We start from the raw sequence: 23,301 nt of genomic DNA, 5'->3' as shown, positions 1-23,301 counted from the left end.
ACCGCTTTGGCGCCTGCCGCCTTTGCCGAAAAACCCTGCCTGCCCCGAGGGTTGCAGGGCGATCCGCACCGCGCCACCGCCCGGGCAAGTGCCAATCCCCTTGCCCCCGCGCGCCCCGCGCCCTAGTGTCGCGCGAAAGCGACAGGAGGCCCGCATGGGGATGAAACCCGTCAAGAACCGCTCGCGCGCGATCTTCGAGGAGGTGGGTGTCGAGACCCCGAAACAGATGCCGGTGGCGCCGAAAGGCGGCATGATCGACGCGCGGCCCAAGGGGGCACGCAAGGCGGTGCTGCTCTGGATGGTGTCGCTGATCGTGCTCGCCGTGCTGCAACTGGGGCTGGATGCGACGCCGGGCTTCGGCATTGCCGAGCTTGATCTGGTGCAGCCCTACACCGGGCTGGCGCTCTTTGCTGTCTGGGCGCTTGGCGCGCTGGGGCTGGCTGTCAGTCGCCGCCTGCCGCCGGGCTGGGGGATGCGCGTCGCCGGTCTGGGGCTGGGCTGCCTGCTGCTGGCGGCTTCCGACCCCGCGCCGATGTCCCAGCTTTCCAAGGCCTTGTCGCCCGAACCTGTGGCCGAGGTGCTGCCGCAAACGGGCGCGCTGCCGCCGCTGCAACTCTTGCCCGCCACGCCGCCGACGCCTGCGCCCGTGGTGGCCCCCCCCCGACCCCGCAGGAGCGGGTGGCACAGGCCGCCGATCTGGTCGTGGCACAGATCGAACGGGCGCAGACGACCCTTGGCGCTGCCCCCCTTTGCCACGCTGCGCCTTGGGCTGGCCTTCGCGCTGGCGGGCTTTGCCTTCTGGTATGCGCTCCTGGCCGCGCGGACCGAGGCGGCGCTGATCTCGGCCCGCCGTCAGGCGGAACCGGGGCTCGTCGGGCTGGCGACGGGGCTGATGCATCTGAGCTTCCTGCAGCTGCTGGTGGGCGGGCTCGTGACCGGCGTTGGCGCCGGGGCGGTCTTCACCGACTGGCCGATGATGGGCGGTGTCTGGCTGCCGCCCGACATGCTCGCGCTGCAGCCGATCTGGCGCAATGCGCTGGAAAATCAGGCGCTTTTGCAGTTCAGCCACCGGGCGCTTGGCTATCTGCTTGTGGCGCTTGCACTTTTCGCGCTGATCCGGGCGCGCCGGTCGGTGCATGGCGTCACCCGCACGGCCTTTGTTCTGGCCACGGTCTGGATGGTTCTGCAGGCGGTGCTGGGCGTCGTGACGCTGCTGCATGGCGATCCGCTGGCGCTGCGGCTGGCGCATCTGGGCGGGGCGCTGGTGCTGTGGCTCTTTCTCATCCGCGCGCGTTTCCTTGCGCGCTATCCGCGCGTGCAATCCATCCGGGGGATCAAATGACAGCTCTGGCCGACCTGAAAGCCTTTCTGCGCGATACCGAGGCCTTGACCTGCGTGGCCGAGCGTCTGGGCTGGGATCAGGAAACGATGATGCCGCGCGGCGCCGCCGAACAGCGGGCCGAGGAGCTGGCAGCGCTGGAAACGGTGCTGCATGCGCGCCGCACCGATCCGCGGCTCGAAGACTGGCTGGCCCGCGCCGAGGCGAAGACCGAGGCCGAGGCCCGGCTGCTGGATCTGGCCGGGCGCAATTACAACCGCGCGACGCGGATTCCGGCACGGCTGGCCACAGAACTGGCCCGCCTCACCTCGCTTGCCCAGGGCGTCTGGGCCGAGGCGCGGGCCGCCGAAGACCCGGCCGCCTTCCTGCCGACGCTGGCGCAGATGGTGGCGCTGAAGCGCGAGGAGGCCGCCTGCCTGTCGGAAGGCGATCTTTACGATGCGCTGCTGGATGATTACGAACCGGGCGCCACGCATCGCGCGCTTGGCGCGATGTTCGACCGGATGCGCCCGCGTTTGGTCAGCCTGCGCGAAAAGGTGCTGGGATCGGAGCATCAGCCGCCCGCGCTGAACCATGTCTTCCCCGAGGCGACGCAACTGCGCATCGCCCGGATCTGCGCCTCGGCCTTCGGCTATGACTGGACGGCGGGGCGGCTGGATCTGGTCGTGCATCCGTTCTGCTCGGGCTCGGGGCGGGATGTGCGCATCACCACGCGGGTCTGCGAAAGCGATCCGTTCAACTGCCTTTACTCGACCATCCACGAGGTCGGCCATGCCTGCTACGAACAGGGGATCGCGGCCGATTATGCGCTGACGCCGCTGGGCCGCGGGGTCTCGATGGGGGTGCATGAAAGCCAGAGCCGGATCTATGAAAACCAGCTTGGCCGCTCGGCCGCCTTCACCGGCTGGCTTTATCAGCGCATGGTCGATGCTTTCGGCGATTTCGGCGTCGCGGATGCGCAGGCCTTCCATGCGGTGGTGAACCGGGTGAACCCGGGCTTCATCCGCACGGAAGCCGACGAGCTGCATTACAATCTGCACATCATGCTGCGCTTCGATCTGGAACGGCAGCTGATCACCGGCAAGCTGGAGGTCGCCGATCTGGAAGCGGCCTGGAATGCGCGGTTCCTGGCCGATTTCGGCGTCGCGGTCGAAAAGCCCTCGCAGGGTTTCTTGCAGGATGTGCATTGGTCCGCGGGCCTCTTTGGCTATTTCCCGACCTATACTCTGGGCAATGTCTATGCGGGTTGCCTGAACAGCGCGATGCGCGCGGCGGTGCCCGGGATCGACGCGGCTTTGGCCGAGGGCACGGCGAAACCCGCGACCGACTGGCTGCGCGAAACCCTGCAACGCCATGGCGGGCTGCGCCCCCCGCGCGAGACGATCGTCACCGCCTGCGGGTTTGAGCCCACGGAAGAGCCGCTTCTGGACTATCTCGAAAGCAAATACGCGGCGATCTACCGGCTGTGAGGGGAAGGGGCGCTGCCCCCGCCGAGGCGATGCCTCGGCCCCCCGGGATATTTGGACCAAGGTGAAAGGGGCCCCGGGTTTCGTTTCACCTTGGCCGAAATATCCCGGGGGGAGTCCCGCAGGGACGGGGGGCAGCGCCCCCCTCCTTACGCCACCGAGGTGAAGCGGTTCACCGGCGTGTCGATCACGCTTTTTGATGGCGGCGTCTGTGCGAAGCGCTCGGCCAGGGTCAGGGGCCCAGCGGTGATGCGGAAGTAATCATAGGCGCCGGGGCGGTCGAAGGCGCACAGATACTGGAAATGCAGCCGGAAGAAGCGCCAGCGCAATTGCTTCCAGCGCGCGGGCGAGAGCGTCCGCGTGAAGGCGGCCGAGAGGATCAGCGGCTGGATCTGACCCGCCGGGCCGACGCCCGAGACCTTGACCGGATCGCAGAGCGCAAAGGCGCAGCCGTCGCCCGGGGCGGTGACATCGACCCAGGTCAGCTCGGTTCGCGCGCACAGATAGGCCAGATCGCCGCGCAGCCGGCTCGCCTTGGGCAGGAAGCTGACCATCGGCACGACATGGCCCAGCGACAGGAAGCCCAGCCGCGGTCCCGTCGCAGGCACCCGGCCCGCGCGGATCAGATCGGCCAGAACCGAGATCGCCAGATGCGCGCCCGACGAATGGCCGACGACGAGCACCTCGTCCCAGTCTTCGGTCAGCGCCTGGGCAATGGTGTCGCCAAAAGCCGCCATCCGGGTTTCAAGCGCCTGCGGATTGGCGCCGCCCCAGCGCGCGGTGAAGGCGTAGTCGTGCATCAGGTAATAGGCGTAGAAGGTGCCATCGTGCTTGCGAAACCAGCGCAGAACGGCCCAGGTGACGAGGCCGCAGAGCGCAAGGCCCAGCGCCCAATCGAAGCGGAAATCCGGCAGCGGCCAGAGGATCAGCCCGGCCAGCGCCGCCCCCGCGCCAAGCCCCGCCAGCGCCTGCAGGATCAGTGCGAAGATCGGGTAAAGCGCCGCGATCACCGGCCCCTTCCTGAGCCGCATCAGCCGGAAAAGCGCGCCTGAGCCGATATAGGCCCAGGCGGTGCGCACAAGCTGCAGATAGGTCGCGGGGATCGTGGCCGCCATGCTGTCGCGCACGATATCGGCCCAGATCAGCACCTCCACATCGGCCTCGACCGGCTGCCCGTCCTGGGTCGCGCTGACATGCCAGCCATAGGGGCCGCCCGCGCGTTTCGGTGCCAGCGCCAGCGCATAGCCCGAGAGTGCCGCCTGCGCCGTGCCCTCTGTGCGGTACAGTTCGCGGTAGCGGCGGGGGTGGATCGGGTCGTAGCCGGGGATATAGAACACCCGGCGCTTGCGGACGGTCTGGGTCATCGGTCGTGGTCCTGCGCGTTGCCTGCCCCGGTCATAGCGGAAAAATCGTCCCCGCGCTGTGACTTACGCCGCAGTCCAGCGATCTGCATTGGCGCGGATGGCCGCCATGCGCCGCGCCGTCTCGGGGTGCGAGGAGGCCCAGGCGGGCGCTGTGCCCGCCCCCGCGCCCACCAGCCGGTCGAGCCGGGAAAACAGGCTCAGCTGCGGCTCGGCGCCGATCCCCGCCTTGATCAGCAGCGCCGTGGCAAAGGCATCGGCCTCGTATTCGTCGCGCTGGCTCAGCCGCGCGGCGAGCGCCGTGGTGATCAGATTGGCGATCCAGACCCCGGCAAAGGGCACGATCCGGCCCAGCACGCCCACGAGCAGCAGCTGCAGCAGGTTCTGACCGGTGAAGTCGATCATCCGCCGCCGCGCATGGCCGCTGGCCACATGGCCGATCTCATGGGCGATGACCGAGGCCAGTTCCTCGGCGGTGACCTGCCCGCTGCGGTAAAGGGCCAGAAAACCCTCGGTCAGGAAGACCCTTCCGTCGGGGGCGGCAAGGCCGTTCACCTTCGGGTCATCGAGCACGAAGACGGGCAGGGCAGAGACATTCAGCGCCGCGCGCAGCCGATCGAGCACCGGGGCAAGGCCGGGCTCCGCCAGCGGCACCGAGCGGGCCGAAAGCTGGCGCAACAGGTTGCGCGAGGAGAAATGCCACATCGCAAGCGCGGCAAGGATCGTCAGCAGGATGGGCAGAAGGCGCAGGAGCATGGGGCCAAGATGGGGGCCGGGGCCGCCCGGGTCAATCCCCGGTGGCGGGGCGGCGCAGCGCGCGGATCAGCCACAGCCCGAGCAGCAGCGCCACCACCCCCGTCGCCATCAGGCCCAGCGCATTGCCCGCCAGATCGGCCGCGGCCTGAAGATTGGCGCCGAAGGTGATGCCCAGCCCCACATAGACCGCAACCCAGACCGCCTCGCCCGCGATATCGGCCAGGGTGAAGCGCAAAGGCCCGTAGCCCGAGGCCCCCGCCGCCAGGTTCACCCAGGGGCCCAGCGCCGAAAACAGCCAGCGCGTCAGGAACACCGCCACCGCGCCGTTCTTCGCCAGGCTGTCGAGCGCCGCCGCGACCAGCCCCGCCCGTTTCGTGCCCGGCGCGGGCAGAAGATGCGCCGCACGCCGCCCGACCCAATAGCCCAGCTGATCGCCCAGAAGGGCGCCGACAAAGGCCGCGCCCGCCACCGGCGCCAGCGCCAGATCGCCCGAGCCGACGAAAGCCCCCGCCGCGATCATCGTCAGCGACGAGGGGATCGGCAGGGCAAGGCAGCTGAGGAAGGTCGCGAGCCCCACCAGCCAGACCCCGTAAAGCGGCAGCTGCGCCAAGATCCAGTCGGTCATGGGGCCGATCCGGGCGGGGTATCCGGCAAGCCCGCTTCAAGCCTTGCGATCAGATCGGCCACCGGGACACCCAGCTTTTCCGCGATCGCCTCGAGCGTCGGGCGGTCGTCCTCCACCAGCTTGCGCGCATCCGCGATGCCAAGGATCGCATCGACCGCCTGCACCTCGACATGCCAGCTGCGCGCGATATAGCCCGGCGTCATCCAGCCCTCGGGCGCCTGCCGGTGATGCGCGGGATCGGCCCAGTAAAGTGCCCGGCTGATCATCCGCCCGCCAAAGAACCCGGCCAGCGCCAGCGCGACCAGAAACGCCACCAGCGCCAGCCGCTGTTCCGCCCAAAGCCGCCTGAGCGCGCTCATCCCAGCACCTTCATCGCCCGGGTGATGCCCTCGAGCGTCAGCGGAAACATCCGCCCTTCAAAGGCCGCGTTGATCATCGCGATCGACTGCGTGTAGCCCCAGTGCCGTTCGGGCACCGGGTTGAGCCAGACATGCCCCGGCCATTGGCTGCGCGCGCGGTCAAGCCAGACCGATCCGGCCTCGGCGTTCCAATGTTCGTTGGCGCCGCCGACATGGCTGATCTCATAGGGCGACATCGAGGCATCGCCCACGAAAATGCATTTGTAATCGGGCCCATAGCGGTGAAGCACTTCCCAGGTCGGGGTCACCTCGTCCCAGCGGCGGCGGTTGTCGCGCCAGACCCCTTCGTAAAGGCAATTGTGGAAGTAATAGTGTTCAAGATGCTTGAATTCGCTGCGGGCGGCGGAAAAGAGTTCCTCGACCAGCTGCACATGCGCATCCATCGAGCCGCCCGCATCCAGAAACAGCACCACCTTGACCGCATTGTGCCGCTCGGGCCGGGTCTTCACGTCGATATAGCCGCTTTCGGCGCTGGCGCGGATCGTGCCGGGCAGGTCAAGCTCCTCGGCCGCGCCGTGCCGGGCCCAGCTTCGCAGCCGTTTCAGGGCCACCTTGATGTTGCGGGTGCCCAGTTCCACCCGGTCGTCGAAATCGCGAAATTCCCGCTTGTCCCAGACCTTGACCGCGCGCTGATGACGGCTTTCGGCTTGTCCGATCCGCACCCCTTCGGGGTTGTAACCGTAAGCGCCAAAGGGCGAGGTCCCCGCCGTGCCGATCCATTTGTTGCCGCCCTGATGGCGTTCGTGCTGCTCTTTCAGCCGCTCGCGCAGGGTTTCCATCAGCTTCTCGAACCCGCCCAAAGCTTCGATCTGCGCCTTTTCCTCGGGGGTCAGGTGCTTTTCCGCCAGCTTGCGCAGCCAGTCTTCGGGCAGGTTCAGCGCCTCCAGCACCGCTTCGGCCGGGATCGCCTCCAGGCCGTGGAAGCTGTCGGCAAAGGCCCGGTCGAAGCGGTCAAGGTGGCGTTCGTCCTTCACCATCGCCGCGCGGGCGAAATAGTAGAAGCCGTCGATGTCATAAAGACAAAGACCCGCCGCAAGCCCTTCGAGGAACGAAAGATATTCGCGCGGGCTGACCGGAACGCCATGCCGGCGCAGGCTGTCGAAGAATGGCAGGAACATCGTTAACCCCCCGCGCCGCTGCCAAGGCGCGGGGGCCGCCGCGCCTCAGTTGAACCGAGCCCCGGCCCGCGCCAGCGCCGCCACCTCGGCAGCCCGGGCCCGCACGGCGGCATCCGAGCCGAAACCGTAACGCGCCCATTGCGCCGAGTCGAGCCGCGCCTGCCGTGCCTGCGCCGGATTGCCCAGCGTTTCATAGGCCTCGGCGCGGATCAGATACAGCGTCGCCATCAGCGCGGCGTTTTCCCCCGACAGCGCCTGCGGGATCGCCCGGTTCACCAGCGCGATCGCATCCGAGGCCCGCCCCGAAGACAGTGCAAAGGCCGCCAGCTGCATGTCGACATGGGCCGACTGGATGCCCGCGCCCGGGGTGGCGCGGTAGATCGCGCCCGCATTGGCAAAGGCCGTCAGCGCGGTGTCGGGATCGTCATAGACGCTGAGCCGACCAAGCGCGAACCAGCCAAAGGCGGCGCGGGAATCGCGCCAGCCCTGCGCGGCCGCGATCTGGATCGCGGTCGTCGCCCCGGCCTTGCGCGTGGCCTGCGCACCCGGGCCGATGGCGCGTTCCAGCGCATTGACGAAGGCGCGGGGCGTGGGATCGTCGCGCAGGCCGGTCACCTTGCCGCCGCCGGGGTTGATCCGGGCGAAGATGGCGGGCAGTTTCGCCTGCACCTCGGGGGCGGTCATGCCCGAGTGCAGCTCCCGCGCATAGACGGCGCGCAGCTGCATCATGTCGTAGCGGGTCAGCACGGCGTGGAAATTGTCGTCGTTCCAGACCGAATCCGACAGCCGATACAGATCGTTGAGCGGGCCGAGCGCCTGGCTCGTTTCTTCATGCAGGCAGTCGCGCAATTCCTGTGGCGTCGCCTCGGCCGGGATGAAGACGGTGGCGGCGGTGCGGCGCTGCACCTTGGTCCAGTCGCCCGCGGCGCTGCGGCGGGTGGCGCGATACTCGGCCCAGGTGGCGGCATTGGGCACGACGAAACAGGCGGCATTGGGGACTTCGCGGCGCATTTCGGCGCGGGGCACGAAGGCGATGGTGATGCGGTTGGCGGCGCCCGAGGCGGTCGAGATCGGGATCTGCGCCTCGCGGTTCAGCCGCTGCACCAGCCGGTTCAGCTCGGTCGGGGCCGAGGGCGGCACGGCGCCTTGCAGCGTCACGCTGATCGGGCCTTCGAAGCGCGAGAATTGCGGGATCGCCCGGCCCGATTCCAGCGCGAAGTTCAGCTCCATGAAATCGCGCGCCAGCACGCTGTTGGCGGGCAGAACCCCGGCGCGCGGGGGGGCGCTGTCCAGCCCGATCGTCGGATCGGCCAGCGGCATGTCAAGCGCGGCGGTCGAGGCGCGCGAGGCGGGCACGTTCTTCGCCACCGGCACGGCAGAGCAGCCTGCCAGCGCGGTGGCAAGGCTCAGCCCGGTCAGGCCGACAAGAGCACGAGAGACCCGAAGCGCAAAGGAACGCTCGGGCCGGGCCGTTCCCGCGGTGGCAGCCGCAGAAACCGCACGAAGCGGCAGACAGTTCAAACGCATGGCAGTGCGTATCCCAGGTTGTGGTGCCAGCTTAGGCACAGGGCTTAATTGCGACCAGTAATTCTTTGGTTTCCATTGGGATATTTCTGCGGCACGACCAGATATAGTGTCATGATAGCAACAAATATACGCCTTATTGTGGTCACATTCCGGATTTCCGGGCTTGATCTGGGCCGGATCTGGAAACGCAGCGTCCTGGAAATAGCGAATCGCGTCGGGATTGTGGCGGCCGGGGGGCCGACTCGTTTCCCGCCGAGAAACATCGGGCGTGTAAACACTTTCTTAATTATTATGTCGAATGTCGCGGCGCGGATCGGGGCCGGCGGGGGCGGGGGCGGCATTGGCGCCGCCACGCCCGGCAATCGGGCGCGATTATGCGCGGGGCCGGAAACGAAACGCCCCGGCCGGGGCCGGGGCGCTGTCGGGGGTGCGAATCGTCGGGGCTCAGCGGGCGCGACGGCGCCCACCGCGCGAGGCCGAAGCGGCCGCGGCCGAGGCCTCGGCAAAGCTTGCGCCCTCTTTCATCGCCTCGAGCACTTTCGAAAGCCGGATCCAGTCCATCGCATTGTCGTCGTGGTTCATCAGCAGGTTGGCGGCGCGAATGGCCTCCATCTCCTGGCTGCGGACCGGGTTCATGATGGCGCTGGTCATCCCCGCGCCAATCGCCATCGGCAGGAAGGCCGCGTTGACGCCATGCCGGTTCGGCAGGCCAAAGCTGATGTTCGACGCGCCGCAAGTGGTGTTCACGCCCAGCTCCGTCCGCAGCCGGTTCACCAGCGTGAAGACCTGCCGCCCCGCCGAGGCCATGGCGCCCACCGGCATCACCAGCGGGTCGACGACGATGTCATGCGCCGGAATGCCGAAATCGGCGGCGCGTTCGACGATCTTCTTCGCCACGGCAAAGCGCACGTCGGGGTCTTCGGAAATCCCGGTGTCGTCGTTCGAGATCGCCACCACCGGCACATTGTATTTCTTCACCAGCGGCAGCACGCGTTCGAGCCGCTCTTCCTCGCCGGTCACGGAATTCAGCAGCGGACGCCCCTCGCAGGCGGCGAGGCCCGCTTCCAAAGCGGCCGGAACCGAGCTGTCGATGCAGAGCGGCACATCGGTGATCGCCTGCACCCGGGTGATCAGATCGCGCATCAGGGGCGGCTCGACGAAGTTGTTGTCGGCATAGCGCGGATCTTCGGCCATCTTGTTCGAAAAGACCGCGCCCGAGTTGATATCCAGCACCGTCGCCCCGCAGGCCACCTGTTCCAGCGCGTCCCTCTCGACGGTGGTGAAATCGCCCAGCTCCAGCTCGGCCGCCAGTTTCTTGCGGCCGGTCGGGTTGATCCGCTCGCCGATGACGCAGAAGGGCTCGTCGAAGCCGATCACCACGGTCTTCGATTTGCTTTCCAGAACGGTACGGGTCATGCCTCAGCCTTTCGTTTTGTCCGCGATCCAGGTCGCATTGGTCTTGATACCGCCGAGCGGGAAGAAATGCACCGCCTCGATGCCGAAATCGGGATGCTTGGCCTTGTGGCGGGCCAGATCCATCAGAAGATCGGTGGGCTCGAAGGGGGTCAGCAGCTTCGTCACGTCCTTGGCGCGTTTTTGCAGCACTTTCAGCGAGGGCCCGACACCGCAGGAAATCGCGAACTTGAGCAGCGTCTGCAGCTTCGCCGGGCCCGCGATGCCGATATGCACCGGCATCTTGATGCCCTCGGCGGCCAGACGGTCGACCCATTGGATGATCGGCCCGGCTTCAAAGGCGAATTGCGTCACGATGGCCGTGTCGGCATCGGTGCTGTCGGCGAATTTCTGTTTCAGCTTAAGCGCTTGCATGACGATCTTGTCGGTGCCGTCGGTGTCGATGTCGCGGTTGCCCTCGGGGTGACCGGCGAAATGCAGCCGCTCGAAGCCCGCGAAAGCGCCGGTTTCGACCAGCTGCATCGCATTGTCGAGATCACCGACCGGGGTCTTGACGCCGCCACCCAGAAGCAGCGCCTGTTTCACCCCGGCCTCGCCCTTGTAGCGGGCGACCCAGTCGCGCAGCTGCAAGGCGTCGCGGATGATCCGGGCGGGGAAATGCGGCATCGGCTCGAAACCCTCGTCGCGCAGACGTTTCGCCGTGGCGACCATCTCCTCGATCGGCGTGCCCTCGATATGGGCGACATAGACGCGGGTGCCCGCGGGCAGAAGGGCGCGGAAATCTTCGATCTTTTCGGCGGTGCGCGGCATCACCTCCATCGAGAAACCGTCAAGGAAGGCGGTCAGCGTGCCGTTGGTGGGGGTCTCGGCCTCGCGGCGGAAGTTCAAAAGCGCCATCAGATCTCTCCGTCAGGGGGGCGGGCCTGGTCCCAGCCATCATTGCCAATCAACCGCACAAGTTCCGCGGTGTCGTAGTCGGAGAGAACCCGGGCCAGCTCGGCCTCGGCCGCCTCGGCGTCAGAGCCGTCGCGGGTGCCGATCACCACCTTGCGCCATTCGGCCAAGTAAGCGTCGCTGTCCTTCGCGCCGATCTTCATCGCGCAGCGGTCAATCGCCTGCTCGAAGCGTTCGGGCAAAGGTTTCTTGACGGCCTTGCGACCGGTCCCGGCAATGATCTGCGCCGGGATGTCGCGCCAGAAGACGATCGTGATCTCAGCCATTTCGTGATTCCCTCTGAGATCTGGATACGCCCGTTTGCGACGCGCCCGGTGACGGATTTCGACATGTTGCGCCAGATTGGCGACAACCGTGCCGCTTCCTTACCCCTGCTGCGCCCATCCGTGCATCTTCAAAAGATGCATCAAGATGATGAGGCGCGCTCAAGGCCCCGCCCGGTCGCCGGAGATCACGCGGCACAGCCTCCGGCGGGGATATTTGCAGCAAGATAAATCCCCCCCCTTTATCTTGCCTCAAATATCCCGGGGGGAGGCCGCAGGCCCGGGGGGCAGCGCCCCCCGCCTTGCTTCGGCTTTTGCGCGTCACGAAGATGTCATCGGGCGCTTGAACCTTCGGCCCCCCCGCGCTACCTAGGGGGTAACTTGAAATCGGAGGGCGTAAGATGGCGCCCAGGCGTCCTCGGGCTGCGGGCGCGATCCCGAAACTGGTCGAACGCGCCGCATCCCACCCCGCCGAGCCGGGCGAGCTTTATGCTGCGCTCGATCTCGGCACCAACAGTTGCCGGATGCTGATTGCCCGACCGAAGGGCGATCAGTTTCAGGTCGTGGACAGCTTTTCCAAGGCGGTCCAACTCGGTCAGGGGCTGGAAGCCTCGGGCCGGTTGTCGCGCTCGTCGATGGCGCGCACCGTGCAGGCCTTGCAGATCTGTCGGCGCAAGATCGAGACGCATGGCGTCAAGCGCATGCGGCTGGTTGCCACCGAGGCCTGCCGCCGCGCGGGCAATGCGCGCGATTTCATCCGCTATGTCCGGCGCGAGACCGGCCTGCCGCTCGAAATCATCCCGCCCGAGGAAGAGGCGCGGCTGGCCGTGATCTCCTGCGCTTCGCTCGTCAATCCGCGCAGCGAACAGGTGCTGGTGGTCGATATCGGCGGCGGCTCGACCGAGCTTGTCTGGATCGACATTTCCAAGGTGCCGCCCTCGGACCGGCCGCGCTCGATCATGCGGCTTTCGGGCGGCTTCGATCAGCCCGAGGGCGACATTCCGCAGGCCCGCGTGGTGGACTGGATTTCCGTTCCGCTGGGCGTTGCCACGCTCAAGGACCAGTTCGGCGATGTCGAGGATGACGCCGCGCGGTTCGCGCTGATGTCCTGGTTCTTCGAGGAAAAACTGGCCGATTTCAGCCCCTATGCCTCGGGCATGCCGCAGGAGGGGTTTCAGGTCATCGGCACCTCGGGCACCGTGACCACGGTGGCCGCCTGTCATCTGAACCTGAAGCGCTATGACCGCAACCGGGTCGACGGGCTGACGATGACCTCGACCGAGATTGACGCGGTGATCCGCTCGTTTTTGAACCTCGGCCCCGAGGGGCGCCGCGCCGATCCGCGCATCGGGCGCGACCGGCACACGCTGATCATGTCGGGGGCGGCGATCTTGCAGGCGCTGATGCGGGTCTGGCCGACCGACCGGATGTCGGTGGCGGACCGCGGCCTGCGCGAGGGGTTGCTTTACGCGCAGATGGCCGAAGATGGCGTGATCGAAGAAATGAAGCCGATCGAGGGAGAGATGAAATGACGAAACCCCCCAGCGGCAAATCGGGCGGTGCGGGCTCCGGCAAGAACACCTCGGGGCGCGGGCAGCGCGACCTGCGGGTGCGGGTGAAGACGGCGAAGGGGCGCAAGCTCTCTTCGACGCTCTGGCTCGAACGCCAGCTGAACGACCCCTATGTGGTGCGCGCCAAGAAAGAGGGCTATCGCGGCCGCGCCGCCTACAAGATCCTGGAACTCGATGACAAGTTTCGTTTCCTCGTGCCGGGGGCGCGGGTGGTCGACCTTGGCTGCGCGCCGGGGGGCTGGTGTCAGGTGGCGGTCGCCCGGGTGAATGCGCTGGGCGAGAAATCCGGCAAGAAGGTCGGCACCGTTCTGGGCGTTGACCTGCAGGAGGTGGCGGCGATTGCCGGGGCCGAGCTGCATCAGCTCGATTTTCTGGAAGACGGTGCCGACGAAAAGGTGAAAGCCTGGCTGGGCGGCCGCGCCGATGTGGTGATGTCGGACATGGCCGCCGCCGCTTCGGGCAACCAGCAGGTGGATCACCTCCGCATCATCACCCTGTGCGAACACGCGGCCTATTTCGCCTTCGACGTGCTGGAGCTGGGCGGCACCTTTGTCGCCAAGGTGCTGGCGGGCGGGGCCGAACAGGGGCTGATGACGGTCTTGAAGAAGAATTTCGAGAAGGTGGTGAACATGAAACCGCCGTCCAGCCGCAAGGACAGCTCGGAAAAATTCGTTGTCGCCACGGGCTTTCGCGGCAAGCGCCACGAAGAGGGGCAGGCCGAGCCCGCCGCGGACTGAGCCTCTCAGACCAAGGTCGTAGGCCGCCTCTCTTGCGTCGGGCGGCAAAGCGCCTATCCTGCGGAAAGCACCGAAAAGAGGGGAGGCTTTCCGATGCGTCTTTCTGCCCCCACGCGCAATCATGCCGAGATCGTGCAATCGGTCGTCGCCTCGTCCGCGGCCGGGGCGCGGCCGGGCTTTGCCGCAAGCTGGCGGCGCTCGATGCTGCATCACAAGCTTGATCCGGCCCGGGCCCGGGTCGCCGACCGGCTGACCGCCGCCGATATCGCCGCCCGGCGCGAGGCGGCGGGGCTGTTGCTGCGCGTGGCGACCCCGGTGCTGGACCGGCTCGCCCGGGCCGCCTGCGAGGCGGGCTGTGCGGTCTTCCTGTCGGATGCTGAGGGACTGGTGCTGGAGGAACGGATGCGCGACGCCGACCGGCGGGCCTTTCACGGATCGAACCTGGCCCCGGGCTCGGACTGGTCCGAAGGGCGCGAGGGCACGAACGGCATCGGCACCTGTCTGGCCGAGGGGCGGCCCGTCACCGTCTGGCGCGACCAGCATTTCCGCGCCACGAACACCGGGCTGACCTGCATGGGCTCGCCGGTCTTCGGCGCCCGGGGCGAGCTGGCCGGGGTGATCGACGTCAGCTCCGCGCGCGAGGACATGACCGAGGGCTATGCCCGTCTGGTCGCGCTGACGGTGCAGGATGCGGCGAGCCGGATCGAGGCGGATCTGTTTCGCGCCTCGTTTGAGGGGGCGCGCATCCTCTCGACCGGCTCGGCCGAGGAGAGCCCGCAGGGGGTGGTGCTTCTGGCGCTTGACCGCGACGATCTGGTGATCGGGGCGACGCGGGCGGCGCGGCGCCAGTTGGGATTGGACGAGGCGCAGATGGGCCGGGTGCCCGCCACCGATCTGTTCGGGGGCAAGCGCGACGAGGGCCAGGGCGCGCTCGCCGAGGCGCAGCGCGCCGAGATGGTGCGGGCGCTGGCGCGCACGGGCGGCAATGTCTCTGCCGCGGCGCGCGATCTGGGGATCGGCCGCGCCACCTTCTATCGCAAGGCCAAGGCGCTTGGTCTGACAGTCTGACGGTGGCAGGGGCAGGGGGGCGCTGCCCCCCTCTTGCCCGTGCCGGGCAATTCACCCCCCGGGATATTTGCACCAAGGTGAAAGGACAGGCAGGAGGGCGCCCGGAAACGGAGCGCCTTTTGCTCTTTCACCTTGGCCGAAATATCCCGGGGGGTGAGGCGCAGCCGAGGGGGGCAGAGCCCCCCTTTCCCCGCCTGCGACCCTGCGCCGCCTTTACGACTTTTGCGATGCTGCAGCTGCACCTGTCTCGGCTCTGAAACAGATGGGGCATGAGTGCAGAACAAAGCCGCTATGCAAGAATCGCAAAGAAGCGCAGTCTTTTCCCATCGACACCCCGGGGAGGGGGTCAGACCATCAGGGAGGAAAAGATGGCCAACGACATGCCGCACGACTTCAAGGGGGTGATGGTGTCGCCCTTCAAGCCGCGCTACGACAACTTCATTGGCGGCAAGTGGACGCCGCCGGTGGGCGGCAAGTATTTCGACAACATCACGCCGATCACCGGCGAGAAGATCTGCGAAGTTGCCGCCTCGACCGCCGCTGACGTCGAGCTGGCGCTCGATGCCGCCCATGCCGCGAAAGGCGACTGGGGCACCACCTCGGCCGCGCATCGTTCGAACGTCCTTCTGAAGATCGCCGACCGGCTGGAACAGAACCTCGACCTGCTCGCCGCCGCCGAAACCTGGGACAATGGCAAGCCGATCCGCGAAACCACCGCCGCCGACATTCCGCTGTCGGTTGACCACTTCCGCTATTTCGCGGGGGTGCTGCGCGGGCAGGAAGGCTCGATGTCGGAAATCGACAATGACACCGTGGCTTACCACTATCACGAGCCGCTCGGCGTCGTCGGACAGATCATCCCGTGGAACTTCTCGATCCTGATGGCGGCGTGGAAACTGGCCCCGGCGCTGGCGGCGGGCAACTGCATCGTGCTGAAACCGGCCGAACAGACCCCCTCGGCGATCATGGTGCTGATCGACGTCATCAAGGACCTGCTGCCGCCCGGCGTTCTGAACATCGTCAACGGCATGGGACCCGATGTCGGCGCGCCGCTCGCCCGCTCGAACCGGATTGCCAAGATCGCCTTCACCGGCTCGACCGAGACCGGCCGCAAGATCATGCAATATGCGACCGAAAACCTGATCCCGGTCACGCTGGAACTGGGCGGCAAGTCGCCGAACATCTTCTTCTCGGATGTCATGGCCAAGGATGACGCCTTCCTTGACAAGGCGGTCGAGGGCTTCGTGCTTTTCGCCTTCAACCAGGGCGAGGTCTGCACCTGCCCGTCGCGCGCGCTCATTCAGGAGGACATCTACGAAGAGTTCATCGCCCGCGCCATTGCCCGGGTGAAGGCGATCAAGCAGGGCGACCCGCGGTTGATGGAGACGATGGTCGGTGCGCAGGCGTCGCAAGAACAGCAGGACAAGATCCTGTCCTATCTGAAAATCGGCCGCGAGGAAGGGGCGCAGGTCCTGTGCGGCGGCGATGCGGCGAGCCTTGGCGGTGAGTTGTCGAACGGCTTCTATATCCAGCCGACGATCCTCAAGGGTCACAACAAGATGCGGGTTTTCCAGGAGGAAATCTTCGGGCCGGTCGTCTCGGTGACCACCTTCAAGGACGAAGACGAAGCCCTGCACATCGCCAATGACACGATGTATGGCCTGGGCGCCGGCGTCTGGTCGCGCGACATCAACACCTGCTATCGCTTTGGCCGCCACATCCAGGCCGGGCGCGTCTGGGTGAACAACTACCACGCCTATCCGGCCCATGCGGCCTTTGGCGGCTACAAGCAATCGGGCATCGGGCGCGAAACCCACAAGATGATGCTTGATCACTACCAGCAGACCAAGAACATGCTGGTCAGCTACAACCCGAACAAGCTGGGCTTCTTCTGATCCCTCCCGCCCGGCCCGGGCCGCGTTTCGACGCGGCCCGACTGTCGTGTCTCAGGATTTCGCCGTGTCGTATTTCGCGGCTTTCTTCATCGACTTGGCGTGATTGGCAATCCAGTCCATCAGCGCCAGAAGCACCCCCGAGATCACGAAGACCAGATGGATCACCACCATCCAGGTGATCTTCTCGCCGGAATATTTGTCGATATCCATGAAGACCTTGAGCAGGTGAATCCCGGAAATCGCCACGATCGAGGCGACCAGCTTCAGCTTCAGCGTCGAGAAATCGACCTCGCTTTGCCAATCGGGCCGGTCCTCGTGTTCATGGGTGTCCATGCGCGAGACGAAATTCTCGTAGCCCGAGAAGATCACGATCAACAGCAGGTTCGCCGCCAGGCTGAGGTCGATCAGCGACAGCGCCCCCATCACCGCGTGATCCACCGTCAGTTGCGGAATTTCGAGCGCGAAGTGGTAAAGTTCCAGCACGAAGGCCCAAAGCAGGATCGCCAGCGTGCCCACCAGCCCCAGATACATCGGCGCCATCAGCCAGCGACTGGCAAACAGCACCCGTTCGATTGCGCGTTCCATGAAATCTCCCTGCAAATCGGTCCCTGCCTAGATAAGAGAAGCCGCAGCAGGCGCAAGGGGCGGTGCGGGACGGCTCAGCCGCCCTTGCGGAAGGCAGAGGGCGTCTTGCCGACCTTGGCCTGAAAGGCGCGGGTGAAATAGGCGGGGCTGGTGAAGCCCAGTGCGGCGGCGATGTCTTTCACCGGGGTTCCGGTCTCGCTCAGCAGGCGCCGCGCCTCATAAAGGCGGCGGTCCTGCAACAGGTCCGAGGCGGCGCGCCCGCAGCTGACCCGGCACGACCGCGTCAGATGGGTGGCCGTCACGCCCAGCTGCGCGGCATACTCGGCCACGCCCAGACCCGAGCGGAAATCGCGTTCCAGAACCGCGGCATAGCGGGTGACCAGCTTGCGCGCCGCTTCCGAGGCGCGCGGCTCGGCCGCCTGCGAGGTGCCCTGACGCTCGATGATCACGCCCAAAAGGCCCAGATAATGCAGCGCCGCCCGATCCCCCCCGGGACGGGTGCTTTCCAGCTCGCGCAGCACCGATTCAATCAGCCCCGAGATTTCCGCCTGCACCGGGGGTTCGCGCACCCGCAGATATTGCGCCGCATGCGGCAGCGTCAGATCGGAATTCTGCCCGAAAAAGACCGCCATGCCGGTGGTCTGGCTCGACACTTCAAAGCCGTGCATCACCCCCGCGGGCAGGAAGGCGGCGGTATAGGGGCCATAGCCGCGCGTGACGCCGCCCATGGTGATGCGGCCCTGACCACGGGTGAACCACAGGAAACAGGGTTCGGACAGCGCCCGCATCGCCTCCACCCGCCAGCGCCCGCCCTGCGCCAGCCGCGCGATCGGCACGATCCGCGGCACCGAGGGCGGCTCGGGCAAAAGCGACTTCGGCCGCGGCGGCTTGGCCGCCAGCGACGCGGCAGAGGCGCCCGGTCGCATGGTCTTGGCGAAGGGCGCAAGCGGAGGGGTCTTGAACAGGGTCACGAAAGCTTCCGGGGCAGCGGGGGTCGTCGCAAGAATAGGGAAGATGCCCTTGTTAATCCAACGAAAAACACGGGCGCGCCGAAATTGGCGCGGCCCGGTTTCAGCCCCGCAGGATGTTGTGCCAGCCCCCCATCCGGCCACGAAACCATGTGCGCTGGCGCTTCGCATATTGCCGCGAGGCGGCCTTGGCGCGCTCGGTCGCGGTGGCCAGGTCGATCTCGCCGCGCAGATGCGTGACCAGTTCGGGGGCGCCGATCGCCTTGGCCCACAGCGCGGAAGCGTCCCACTGGGGCAGGACGGTGCGGACTTCGTCAAGCGCGCCCGACTCAAGCATCGTCTCGAAGCGGCGGTCGATCCGGGCGGCCAGAAGGTCGCGCTCGGGCGAGAGCAGAAGCGCCGTCGCCTCGGCTAGCGGCAGCAGCGGCGGCGGCGTCTCGTGCTGCCAGGCGGCCAGACCGCGGCCGGTGGCCTGCAGCACCTCCCACGCCCGCTGCACCCGCATCGGATTGCGCGGATCGACGCGGGCGGCGCTGGCGGGGTCCAGCTCGGCCAGCATCCCCGCAGAACCTTCGGCCGCGCGGCGCTGGTCGGCCCTCGCGCGAATCTCGGGCGGGGTGGCGGGGATTTCGGCCAGCCCCTCGGTCAGCGCGGAGAGATAAAGTCCGGTGCCGCCCACGATGATCGGGCGCGGCCCGGTGCCCGCGCGAAAGGCAGCAAGGATCGGGCCGATCTCGCGCAGCCAGGCGCCGACGGAATACTCCTCGCCCGGGGCGCGGTGGCCGTAAAGCGCATGGGGCGCGCGGGCTTCTTCGTCCGCGGAAGGCCGGGCCGAGAGCACGCGCCAGCACGACCAGACCTGCAACGCATCGGCATTCACCACCACGCCGCCGGATTTTTCAGCGATTTCAAGCGCCAGAGCGGATTTGCCCGAGGCCGTCGCCCCCGCGATCAGCACCGGGCGGTCAGCGGGCAGGGCGGCAAGGTCGAACACGGCGGTGATCCTGAAGCTGCGGTGGAGGTTGATCCCGGACGCCATTTGCGACATTTTGCGCCCCGATGACAACCAGTGACCGCCAAGGAGCCGCGATGACCGAAGCCAACGAACCGATCGTGAAATACAAACGCGTGCTTCTGAAGATCTCGGGCGAGGCGCTGATGGGCGATCAGGGCTATGGCCTGCACCCGCCGACCGTCGAGCGCATCGCCCGCGAGATCAAATCGGTCCGCGATCTGGGCGTGGAGATCTGCATGGTGATCGGCGGCGGCAACATCTTCCGCGGCCTTGCGGGCTCGGCGCAGGGGATGGAGCGCACGACGGCCGATTACATGGGGATGCTGGCCACGGTGATGAATGCGCTGGCCATGCAGGGCGCGCTCGAATCGATGGGGGTCTTTACCCGGGTGATCAGCGCGATTCCGATGGATCAGGTCTGCGAACCCTACATCCGCCGCCGCGCCGTGCGGCATCTGGAGAAAAAGCGCGTCTGCATCTTTGCCGCGGGCACCGGCAACCCCTATTTCACCACCGACACGGCCGCGACGCTGCGCGCCAACGAAATGTCCTGCGAGGCGATCTTCAAGGGCACCAAGGTCGATGGCGTCTATGACATGGACCCGAAGAAACACGCCCATGCGAAGCGCTACGACACCGTCAGCTATGACGAGGTGCTGCAGAAAAATCTGGGCGTCATGGATGCCTCGGCGATCGCGCTGGCGCGGGACAACAACTTGCCGATCATCGTCTTTTCGCTCGATGAGCCGGGCGGGTTCCGCACCATTCTGGCGGGGCAGGGCACCTATACCCGCGTGCAGGGCTGAGACCGGCCCGATGTGACGCAACGGAACGGGTGTGCGCGCTTGGCCTCTATCCAAGCGCCCCTTGCGCCGTTATGAAGACCAAAACGGAAAAGAACGGGGGAACCCATGTCCGACGACTTCGAAATCGACACCGACGACCTCGAACGCCGCATGGAGGGCGCGATGCATGCGCTCAAGCATGAATTCGGCACGCTGCGCACGGGCCGCGCCTCGGCCTCGATGGTCGAGCCGATCATGGTCGATGCCTATGGTTCGCTGGTGCCGATCAACCAGGTCGGCACCATCAACGTGCCCGAGCCGCGGATGGTCACCGTGAACGTCTGGGACAAGGGCATGATCAACAAGGTCGAAAAGGCCATTCGCGATTCGGGGCTGGGGATCAACCCGCAGACGAACGGCCCGATCATCATGCTGCCGATCCCCGAGCTGAACGAGGAACGCCGCCGCGAGCTGACCAAGGTCGCCGCGCAATATGCCGAACATGCCCGCGTCGCCATCCGCAACGTGCGCCGCGACGGCATGGACCAGATCAAGAAGGCGAAGGGGAACGGCATGTCGGAAGACGACGTGAAGTTCTGGGAAGGCGAGATCGAAGAGCTGACGAAAAAGCACATCGGTCTGGTCGACAAGGCGCTTGAAGCCAAGCAGGCGGAAATCATGCACGTCTGAGACGTGCGGAAAGGCTGATGATGACCGCGACCGAGCCCCGACCCGCGCCCTCTGGCGGTGGTGGCGTGACCGATTACGGTGTGCCGCATGTCGCGATCATCATGGATGGCAATGGCCGCTGGGCCAAGCAGCGCGGCTGGCCGCGGCTGGTCGGTCACAGAAAGGGCGCGGAACGGGTCAAGGAGATCGTCCGCGCCTGCCCCGATCTGGGGGTGAAATGGCTGACCATCTATGCCTTTTCGACCGAGAACTGGAAGCGCTCGACCGAGGAAGTCCTTGGTTTGATGGCGCTTTTCGCCCGCTACATCCAGCGCGAGGCCGATGCGATGTCGGCCGAGGGGGTGCGGATGCGCTTCATCGGCGACCGCGGGCCGCTCGATGGCAAGCTGCGCGGGCTGATGGACGGGATCGAGGCGCGCACGGCGATGAATGCGCGGCTGAACCTGACCGTGGCGATCAACTACGGCGGGCGTGATGAATTGCGCCGGGCGGCGGTGTCGATCGCGCAGGAGGTGGCGGCCGGGCGGCTGGCCCCCGAAGCGATCACCGAGGCGGTCTTTGCGGGCCATCTTGACACCGCGGCGATCCCCGATCCGGATCTGGTGATCCGCACCTCGGGCGAGACGCGGACGTCGAATTTCCTGCCCTGGCAGGCGGCCTATGCGGAATATGACTTCACGCCGACGCTTTGGCCGGATTTCAACCCGGCGGCGCTGGCGGCGATCCTTGCGCAATTTTCCAGCCGCGAGCGGCGTTTCGGCGGGGTGAAGGGATGAGCGGCAACTGGTCGGATCTGCGCGCGCGCACGGCATCGGGGCTGACGATGGTGGCGGCGGGGGCGCTGGCGATCTGGCTGGGGGGGCTGCCCTTCATCGCGCTGGCGGTGCTCGTCACCGGGCTGATGATCTGGGAACTGGCGATGATGACCCGCCCCGAGGGGGGGGCGTCCTGGCCCGCGGCTGCGCTGGGGCTGGTGGCGGCGGGGGCGCTTTTCGCGGTGGTCTGGCTGCATCTGTGGCAGCTGATGCCGCTTCTGATCCTGCCCGCGGCACTGGGCAGCTTTGCCACGCCGCGCCGCGACCGGACGATTTTCGCCGCCTATGCGATCTTGATCCTGCTGGCGGGCTATGCGCTGGTCGCGCTGCGTCTGGGGGTCGGGCCGGGGGTGATCCTGTGGCTGGTCTGCGTCGTCGTCGCCTCGGATGTGGGCGGCTATTTCGTTGGCCGGGCCCTGGGCGGGCCGAAATTCTGGCCGCGGGTCTCGCCGAAGAAGACCTGGTCGGGCACGGTGGCGGGCTGGTTCGGCGCGGCGGCGGTGGGCGGGCTTTTCGCCGCAGCGGGCGCGGGCGGGCTTGCGCTTGTCTGGCTTTCGCCGATTGTGGCGCTTGCCGGGCAGATGGGCGACATCGCGGAAAGCGCGATCAAGCGGCGGATGGGGGTGAAAGATTCCTCGGCCCTGATCCCCGGTCACGGCGGAGTGCTGGACCGGTTCGACGCGCTGATCGGCGCGGCTCTGGTGGTGCTTTTGCTCGTGCCCTTGATGCCGCAAACGCTTTTCGGAGGCTAAGTCATGCGACGCATTACGGTTTTCGGGTCCACCGGCTCGATCGGGGTCAATACGCTTGACCTGATCGCCCGCCGCCCCGAGGCCTTTCAGGTGGTGGCCCTGTCTGGCGGGCGCAACATCAAGCTTCTGGCCGAACAGGCGCGGGCCTTCCGGGCCGAGGTTGCGGTGACAGCGCATGAAGACTGCCTGCCGGCGCTGCGCGAGGCTTTGGCCGGAACCGGGATCGAGGCGACCGCCGGGAAAGAGGCGCTGATCGAGGCGGCCTTGCGTCCGGCCGACTGGATCATGTCGGCCATCGTCGGTGCCGCGGGTCTGGCGCCGGGCTTTGCCGCGCTGAGCCAGGGCACGACGCTGGCGCTGGCGAACAAGGAATCGCTCGTCACCGCCGGGCCGCTGCTTCTGGCCGAGGCGGCGAGACACAACGCCCGCCTGCTGCCGGTCGACAGCGAGCATTCGGCGGTCTTTCAGGCGCTGGTGGGCGAAGAGATGGCGGCGGTCGAACGCGTCATCATCACCGCCTCGGGCGGGGCGTTCCGTGATTGGCCGATCGAGAAGCTGGCCCATGCGACGGTGGCGCAGGCCTCGACCCATCCGAACTGGGCGATGGGGCAACGGATCACTATCGACAGCGCCTCGATGTTCAACAAGGCCTTGGAACTGATTGAAACCAGGGAATATTTCGGTGTGCGGCCGGAGCAGATCGAGGTTCTGGTGCACCCCGAGAGCCTTGTGCACGCGCTGGTCGGCTTCAAGGATGGCGCGCTGATGGCGCATCTGGGCGCGCCCGACATGCGCCATGCCATCGGCTATGCGCTGAACTGGCCCGAACGGGCCGAGCTGCCGGTGGCGCGGCTTGATCTGGCGAAGATCGGTGCGCTGACCTTCCGGGCGCCCGACGAGGACCGCTTCCCGGCGCTGCGTCTGGCGCGCGAGGTGATGGCGATGGGCGGCACCGCGGGGGCGGCCTTCAACGCCGCCAAGGAAGCCGCGCTTGACGCCTTCATCGGCGAGGAGATCGGCTTTCTGGCGATGAGCCGTCTGGTCGAAGCCGTGCTTTCGGAAATGACCGCGCGGCATGGTCTTGGAAAACCGCTCGAGAGCCTCGATATGGTGATGGACACCGATGCCACCGCGCGGGCGCTTGCGCGCAGCCTTGTGCCGACAGTAAGGACCTGACCT

Annotated in this window: 23 protein-coding genes; 11 read left to right on the top strand and 12 right to left on the bottom strand. The window is 66.9% G+C overall.

Annotated features, from left to right (window positions below; translation table 11 throughout):
• Positions 1 to 154: 154 nt before the first annotated feature.
• Positions 155 to 1,342 (top strand): COX15/CtaA family protein, encoded by a 1,188-nt coding sequence (locus ACTTAG_RS11145; protein WP_444462394.1) that lies wholly within the window; start codon positions 155 to 157, stop codon positions 1,340 to 1,342.
• The gene (locus ACTTAG_RS11140; protein WP_444462393.1) at positions 1,339 to 2,808 is read left to right on the top strand and encodes a carboxypeptidase M32; all 1,470 of its coding nucleotides are present in this window, start codon (positions 1,339 to 1,341) and stop codon (positions 2,806 to 2,808) included. Before ACTTAG_RS11145 ends, ACTTAG_RS11140 begins: the two co-directional genes overlap by 4 nt.
• A gap of 146 nt (positions 2,809 to 2,954) precedes the next feature.
• Here ACTTAG_RS11140 and ACTTAG_RS11135 read toward each other — a convergent pair whose 3' ends face one another.
• From ACTTAG_RS11135 to ACTTAG_RS11095, 9 genes are all read right to left on the bottom strand, one after another.
• Positions 2,955 to 4,169: a hypothetical protein gene (locus ACTTAG_RS11135; RefSeq protein WP_444462392.1), complete on the bottom strand. Its 1,215-nt coding sequence runs from the start codon at positions 4,167 to 4,169 to the stop codon at positions 2,955 to 2,957.
• A gap of 63 nt (positions 4,170 to 4,232) precedes the next feature.
• Positions 4,233 to 4,922: a M48 family metallopeptidase gene (locus ACTTAG_RS11130; protein ID WP_444462391.1), complete on the bottom strand. Its 690-nt coding sequence runs from the start codon at positions 4,920 to 4,922 to the stop codon at positions 4,233 to 4,235.
• A gap of 31 nt (positions 4,923 to 4,953) precedes the next feature.
• Positions 4,954 to 5,547: a DedA family protein gene (locus ACTTAG_RS11125; protein ID WP_444462390.1), complete on the bottom strand. Its 594-nt coding sequence runs from the start codon at positions 5,545 to 5,547 to the stop codon at positions 4,954 to 4,956.
• Positions 5,544 to 5,906 carry a hypothetical protein gene (locus tag ACTTAG_RS11120; RefSeq protein WP_444462389.1) on the bottom strand — a complete coding sequence of 121 codons (363 nt, stop codon included), beginning with the start codon at positions 5,904 to 5,906 and terminating at the stop codon, positions 5,544 to 5,546. The genes ACTTAG_RS11125 and ACTTAG_RS11120 overlap by 4 nt, the downstream gene beginning before the upstream one ends.
• Entirely contained in the window at positions 5,903 to 7,084 is a 1,182-nt protein-coding gene (locus ACTTAG_RS11115; RefSeq protein ID WP_444462388.1) for a vWA domain-containing protein, read from the bottom strand. The genes ACTTAG_RS11120 and ACTTAG_RS11115 overlap by 4 nt, the downstream gene beginning before the upstream one ends.
• Before the next feature lie 45 nt (positions 7,085 to 7,129).
• Complete coding sequence (locus ACTTAG_RS11110; protein WP_444465238.1) at positions 7,130 to 8,332, bottom strand: DUF2927 domain-containing protein; 1,203 nt, start codon at positions 8,330 to 8,332, stop codon at positions 7,130 to 7,132.
• Between the two features lie 723 nt (positions 8,333 to 9,055).
• The gene (locus tag ACTTAG_RS11105; protein WP_444462387.1) at positions 9,056 to 10,027 is read right to left on the bottom strand and encodes a methyltetrahydrofolate cobalamin methyltransferase; all 972 of its coding nucleotides are present in this window, start codon (positions 10,025 to 10,027) and stop codon (positions 9,056 to 9,058) included.
• A 3-nt stretch (positions 10,028 to 10,030) separates the two neighbouring features.
• Complete coding sequence (locus ACTTAG_RS11100; RefSeq protein ID WP_444462386.1) at positions 10,031 to 10,921, bottom strand: methylenetetrahydrofolate reductase; 891 nt, start codon at positions 10,919 to 10,921, stop codon at positions 10,031 to 10,033.
• Positions 10,921 to 11,244: a virulence factor gene (locus ACTTAG_RS11095; RefSeq protein ID WP_444462385.1), complete on the bottom strand. Its 324-nt coding sequence runs from the start codon at positions 11,242 to 11,244 to the stop codon at positions 10,921 to 10,923. Before ACTTAG_RS11095 ends, ACTTAG_RS11100 begins: the two co-directional genes overlap by 1 nt.
• A 398-nt stretch (positions 11,245 to 11,642) precedes the next feature.
• Between ACTTAG_RS11095 and ACTTAG_RS11090 the strand changes: the two genes are divergently transcribed.
• The 4 genes from ACTTAG_RS11090 (at position 11,643) to adh (ending at position 16,512) form a co-directional block, all read left to right on the top strand.
• On the top strand, positions 11,643 to 12,773 hold the full coding sequence (locus ACTTAG_RS11090) for a Ppx/GppA phosphatase family protein (RefSeq protein ID WP_444462384.1): 1,131 nt from the start codon (positions 11,643 to 11,645) through the stop codon (positions 12,771 to 12,773).
• On the top strand, positions 12,770 to 13,549 hold the full coding sequence (locus tag ACTTAG_RS11085) for an RlmE family RNA methyltransferase (RefSeq protein WP_444462383.1): 780 nt from the start codon (positions 12,770 to 12,772) through the stop codon (positions 13,547 to 13,549). Before ACTTAG_RS11090 ends, ACTTAG_RS11085 begins: the two co-directional genes overlap by 4 nt.
• A 93-nt stretch (positions 13,550 to 13,642) precedes the next feature.
• Positions 13,643 to 14,617 (top strand): GAF domain-containing protein, encoded by a 975-nt coding sequence (locus tag ACTTAG_RS11080; protein WP_444462382.1) that lies wholly within the window; start codon positions 13,643 to 13,645, stop codon positions 14,615 to 14,617.
• Positions 14,618 to 14,985: 368 nt separating this feature from the next.
• On the top strand, positions 14,986 to 16,512 hold the full coding sequence (adh, locus tag ACTTAG_RS11075; RefSeq protein WP_444462381.1) for an aldehyde dehydrogenase: 1,527 nt from the start codon (positions 14,986 to 14,988) through the stop codon (positions 16,510 to 16,512).
• Positions 16,513 to 16,563: 51 nt separating this feature from the next.
• Here the strand turns inward: adh and ACTTAG_RS11070 are convergent, their stop codons facing one another.
• From ACTTAG_RS11070 to miaA, 3 genes are all read right to left on the bottom strand, one after another.
• A complete protein-coding gene (locus tag ACTTAG_RS11070; RefSeq protein ID WP_444462380.1) occupies positions 16,564 to 17,097 on the bottom strand; it encodes a TIGR00645 family protein in 534 nt (177 codons plus the stop codon).
• A gap of 74 nt (positions 17,098 to 17,171) precedes the next feature.
• Positions 17,172 to 18,068, bottom strand: a complete 897-nt coding sequence (locus tag ACTTAG_RS11065; RefSeq protein ID WP_444462379.1) for a helix-turn-helix domain-containing protein — start codon at positions 18,066 to 18,068, stop codon at positions 17,172 to 17,174.
• 100 nt (positions 18,069 to 18,168) lie between these two features.
• A complete protein-coding gene (gene miaA / locus ACTTAG_RS11060; protein WP_444465237.1) occupies positions 18,169 to 19,104 on the bottom strand; it encodes a tRNA (adenosine(37)-N6)-dimethylallyltransferase MiaA in 936 nt (311 codons plus the stop codon).
• A gap of 50 nt (positions 19,105 to 19,154) precedes the next feature.
• Here miaA and pyrH point away from each other — a divergent pair, with 50 nt between their 5' ends.
• The 5 genes from pyrH (at position 19,155) to dxr (ending at position 23,298) form a co-directional block, all read left to right on the top strand.
• Positions 19,155 to 19,886, top strand: coding sequence for a UMP kinase (gene pyrH, locus ACTTAG_RS11055; protein WP_444462378.1), 732 nt, complete (start codon positions 19,155 to 19,157; stop codon positions 19,884 to 19,886).
• A 105-nt stretch (positions 19,887 to 19,991) separates the two neighbouring features.
• Positions 19,992 to 20,555 (top strand): ribosome recycling factor, encoded by a 564-nt coding sequence (gene frr / locus ACTTAG_RS11050; protein ID WP_444462377.1) that lies wholly within the window; start codon positions 19,992 to 19,994, stop codon positions 20,553 to 20,555.
• 20 nt (positions 20,556 to 20,575) lie between these two features.
• Entirely contained in the window at positions 20,576 to 21,331 is a 756-nt protein-coding gene (gene uppS, locus ACTTAG_RS11045) for a polyprenyl diphosphate synthase (RefSeq protein ID WP_444465236.1), read from the top strand.
• Entirely contained in the window at positions 21,328 to 22,122 is a 795-nt protein-coding gene (locus ACTTAG_RS11040) for a phosphatidate cytidylyltransferase (RefSeq protein WP_444462376.1), read from the top strand. Before uppS ends, ACTTAG_RS11040 begins: the two co-directional genes overlap by 4 nt.
• Positions 22,123 to 22,125: 3 nt before the next feature.
• Positions 22,126 to 23,298 carry a 1-deoxy-D-xylulose-5-phosphate reductoisomerase gene (dxr, locus tag ACTTAG_RS11035; RefSeq protein WP_444462375.1) on the top strand — a complete coding sequence of 391 codons (1,173 nt, stop codon included), beginning with the start codon at positions 22,126 to 22,128 and terminating at the stop codon, positions 23,296 to 23,298.
• Positions 23,299 to 23,301 lie beyond the last annotated feature (3 nt).

The sequence above is a fragment of the Rhodobacter capsulatus genome, assembly GCF_052363185.1.
Classification (GTDB): domain Bacteria; phylum Pseudomonadota; class Alphaproteobacteria; order Rhodobacterales; family Rhodobacteraceae; genus Rhodobacter; species Rhodobacter capsulatus_E.
The sequence above is the reverse complement of the archived record's forward strand: the minus strand, read 5'-3'. Positions and strand labels throughout refer to the sequence as shown.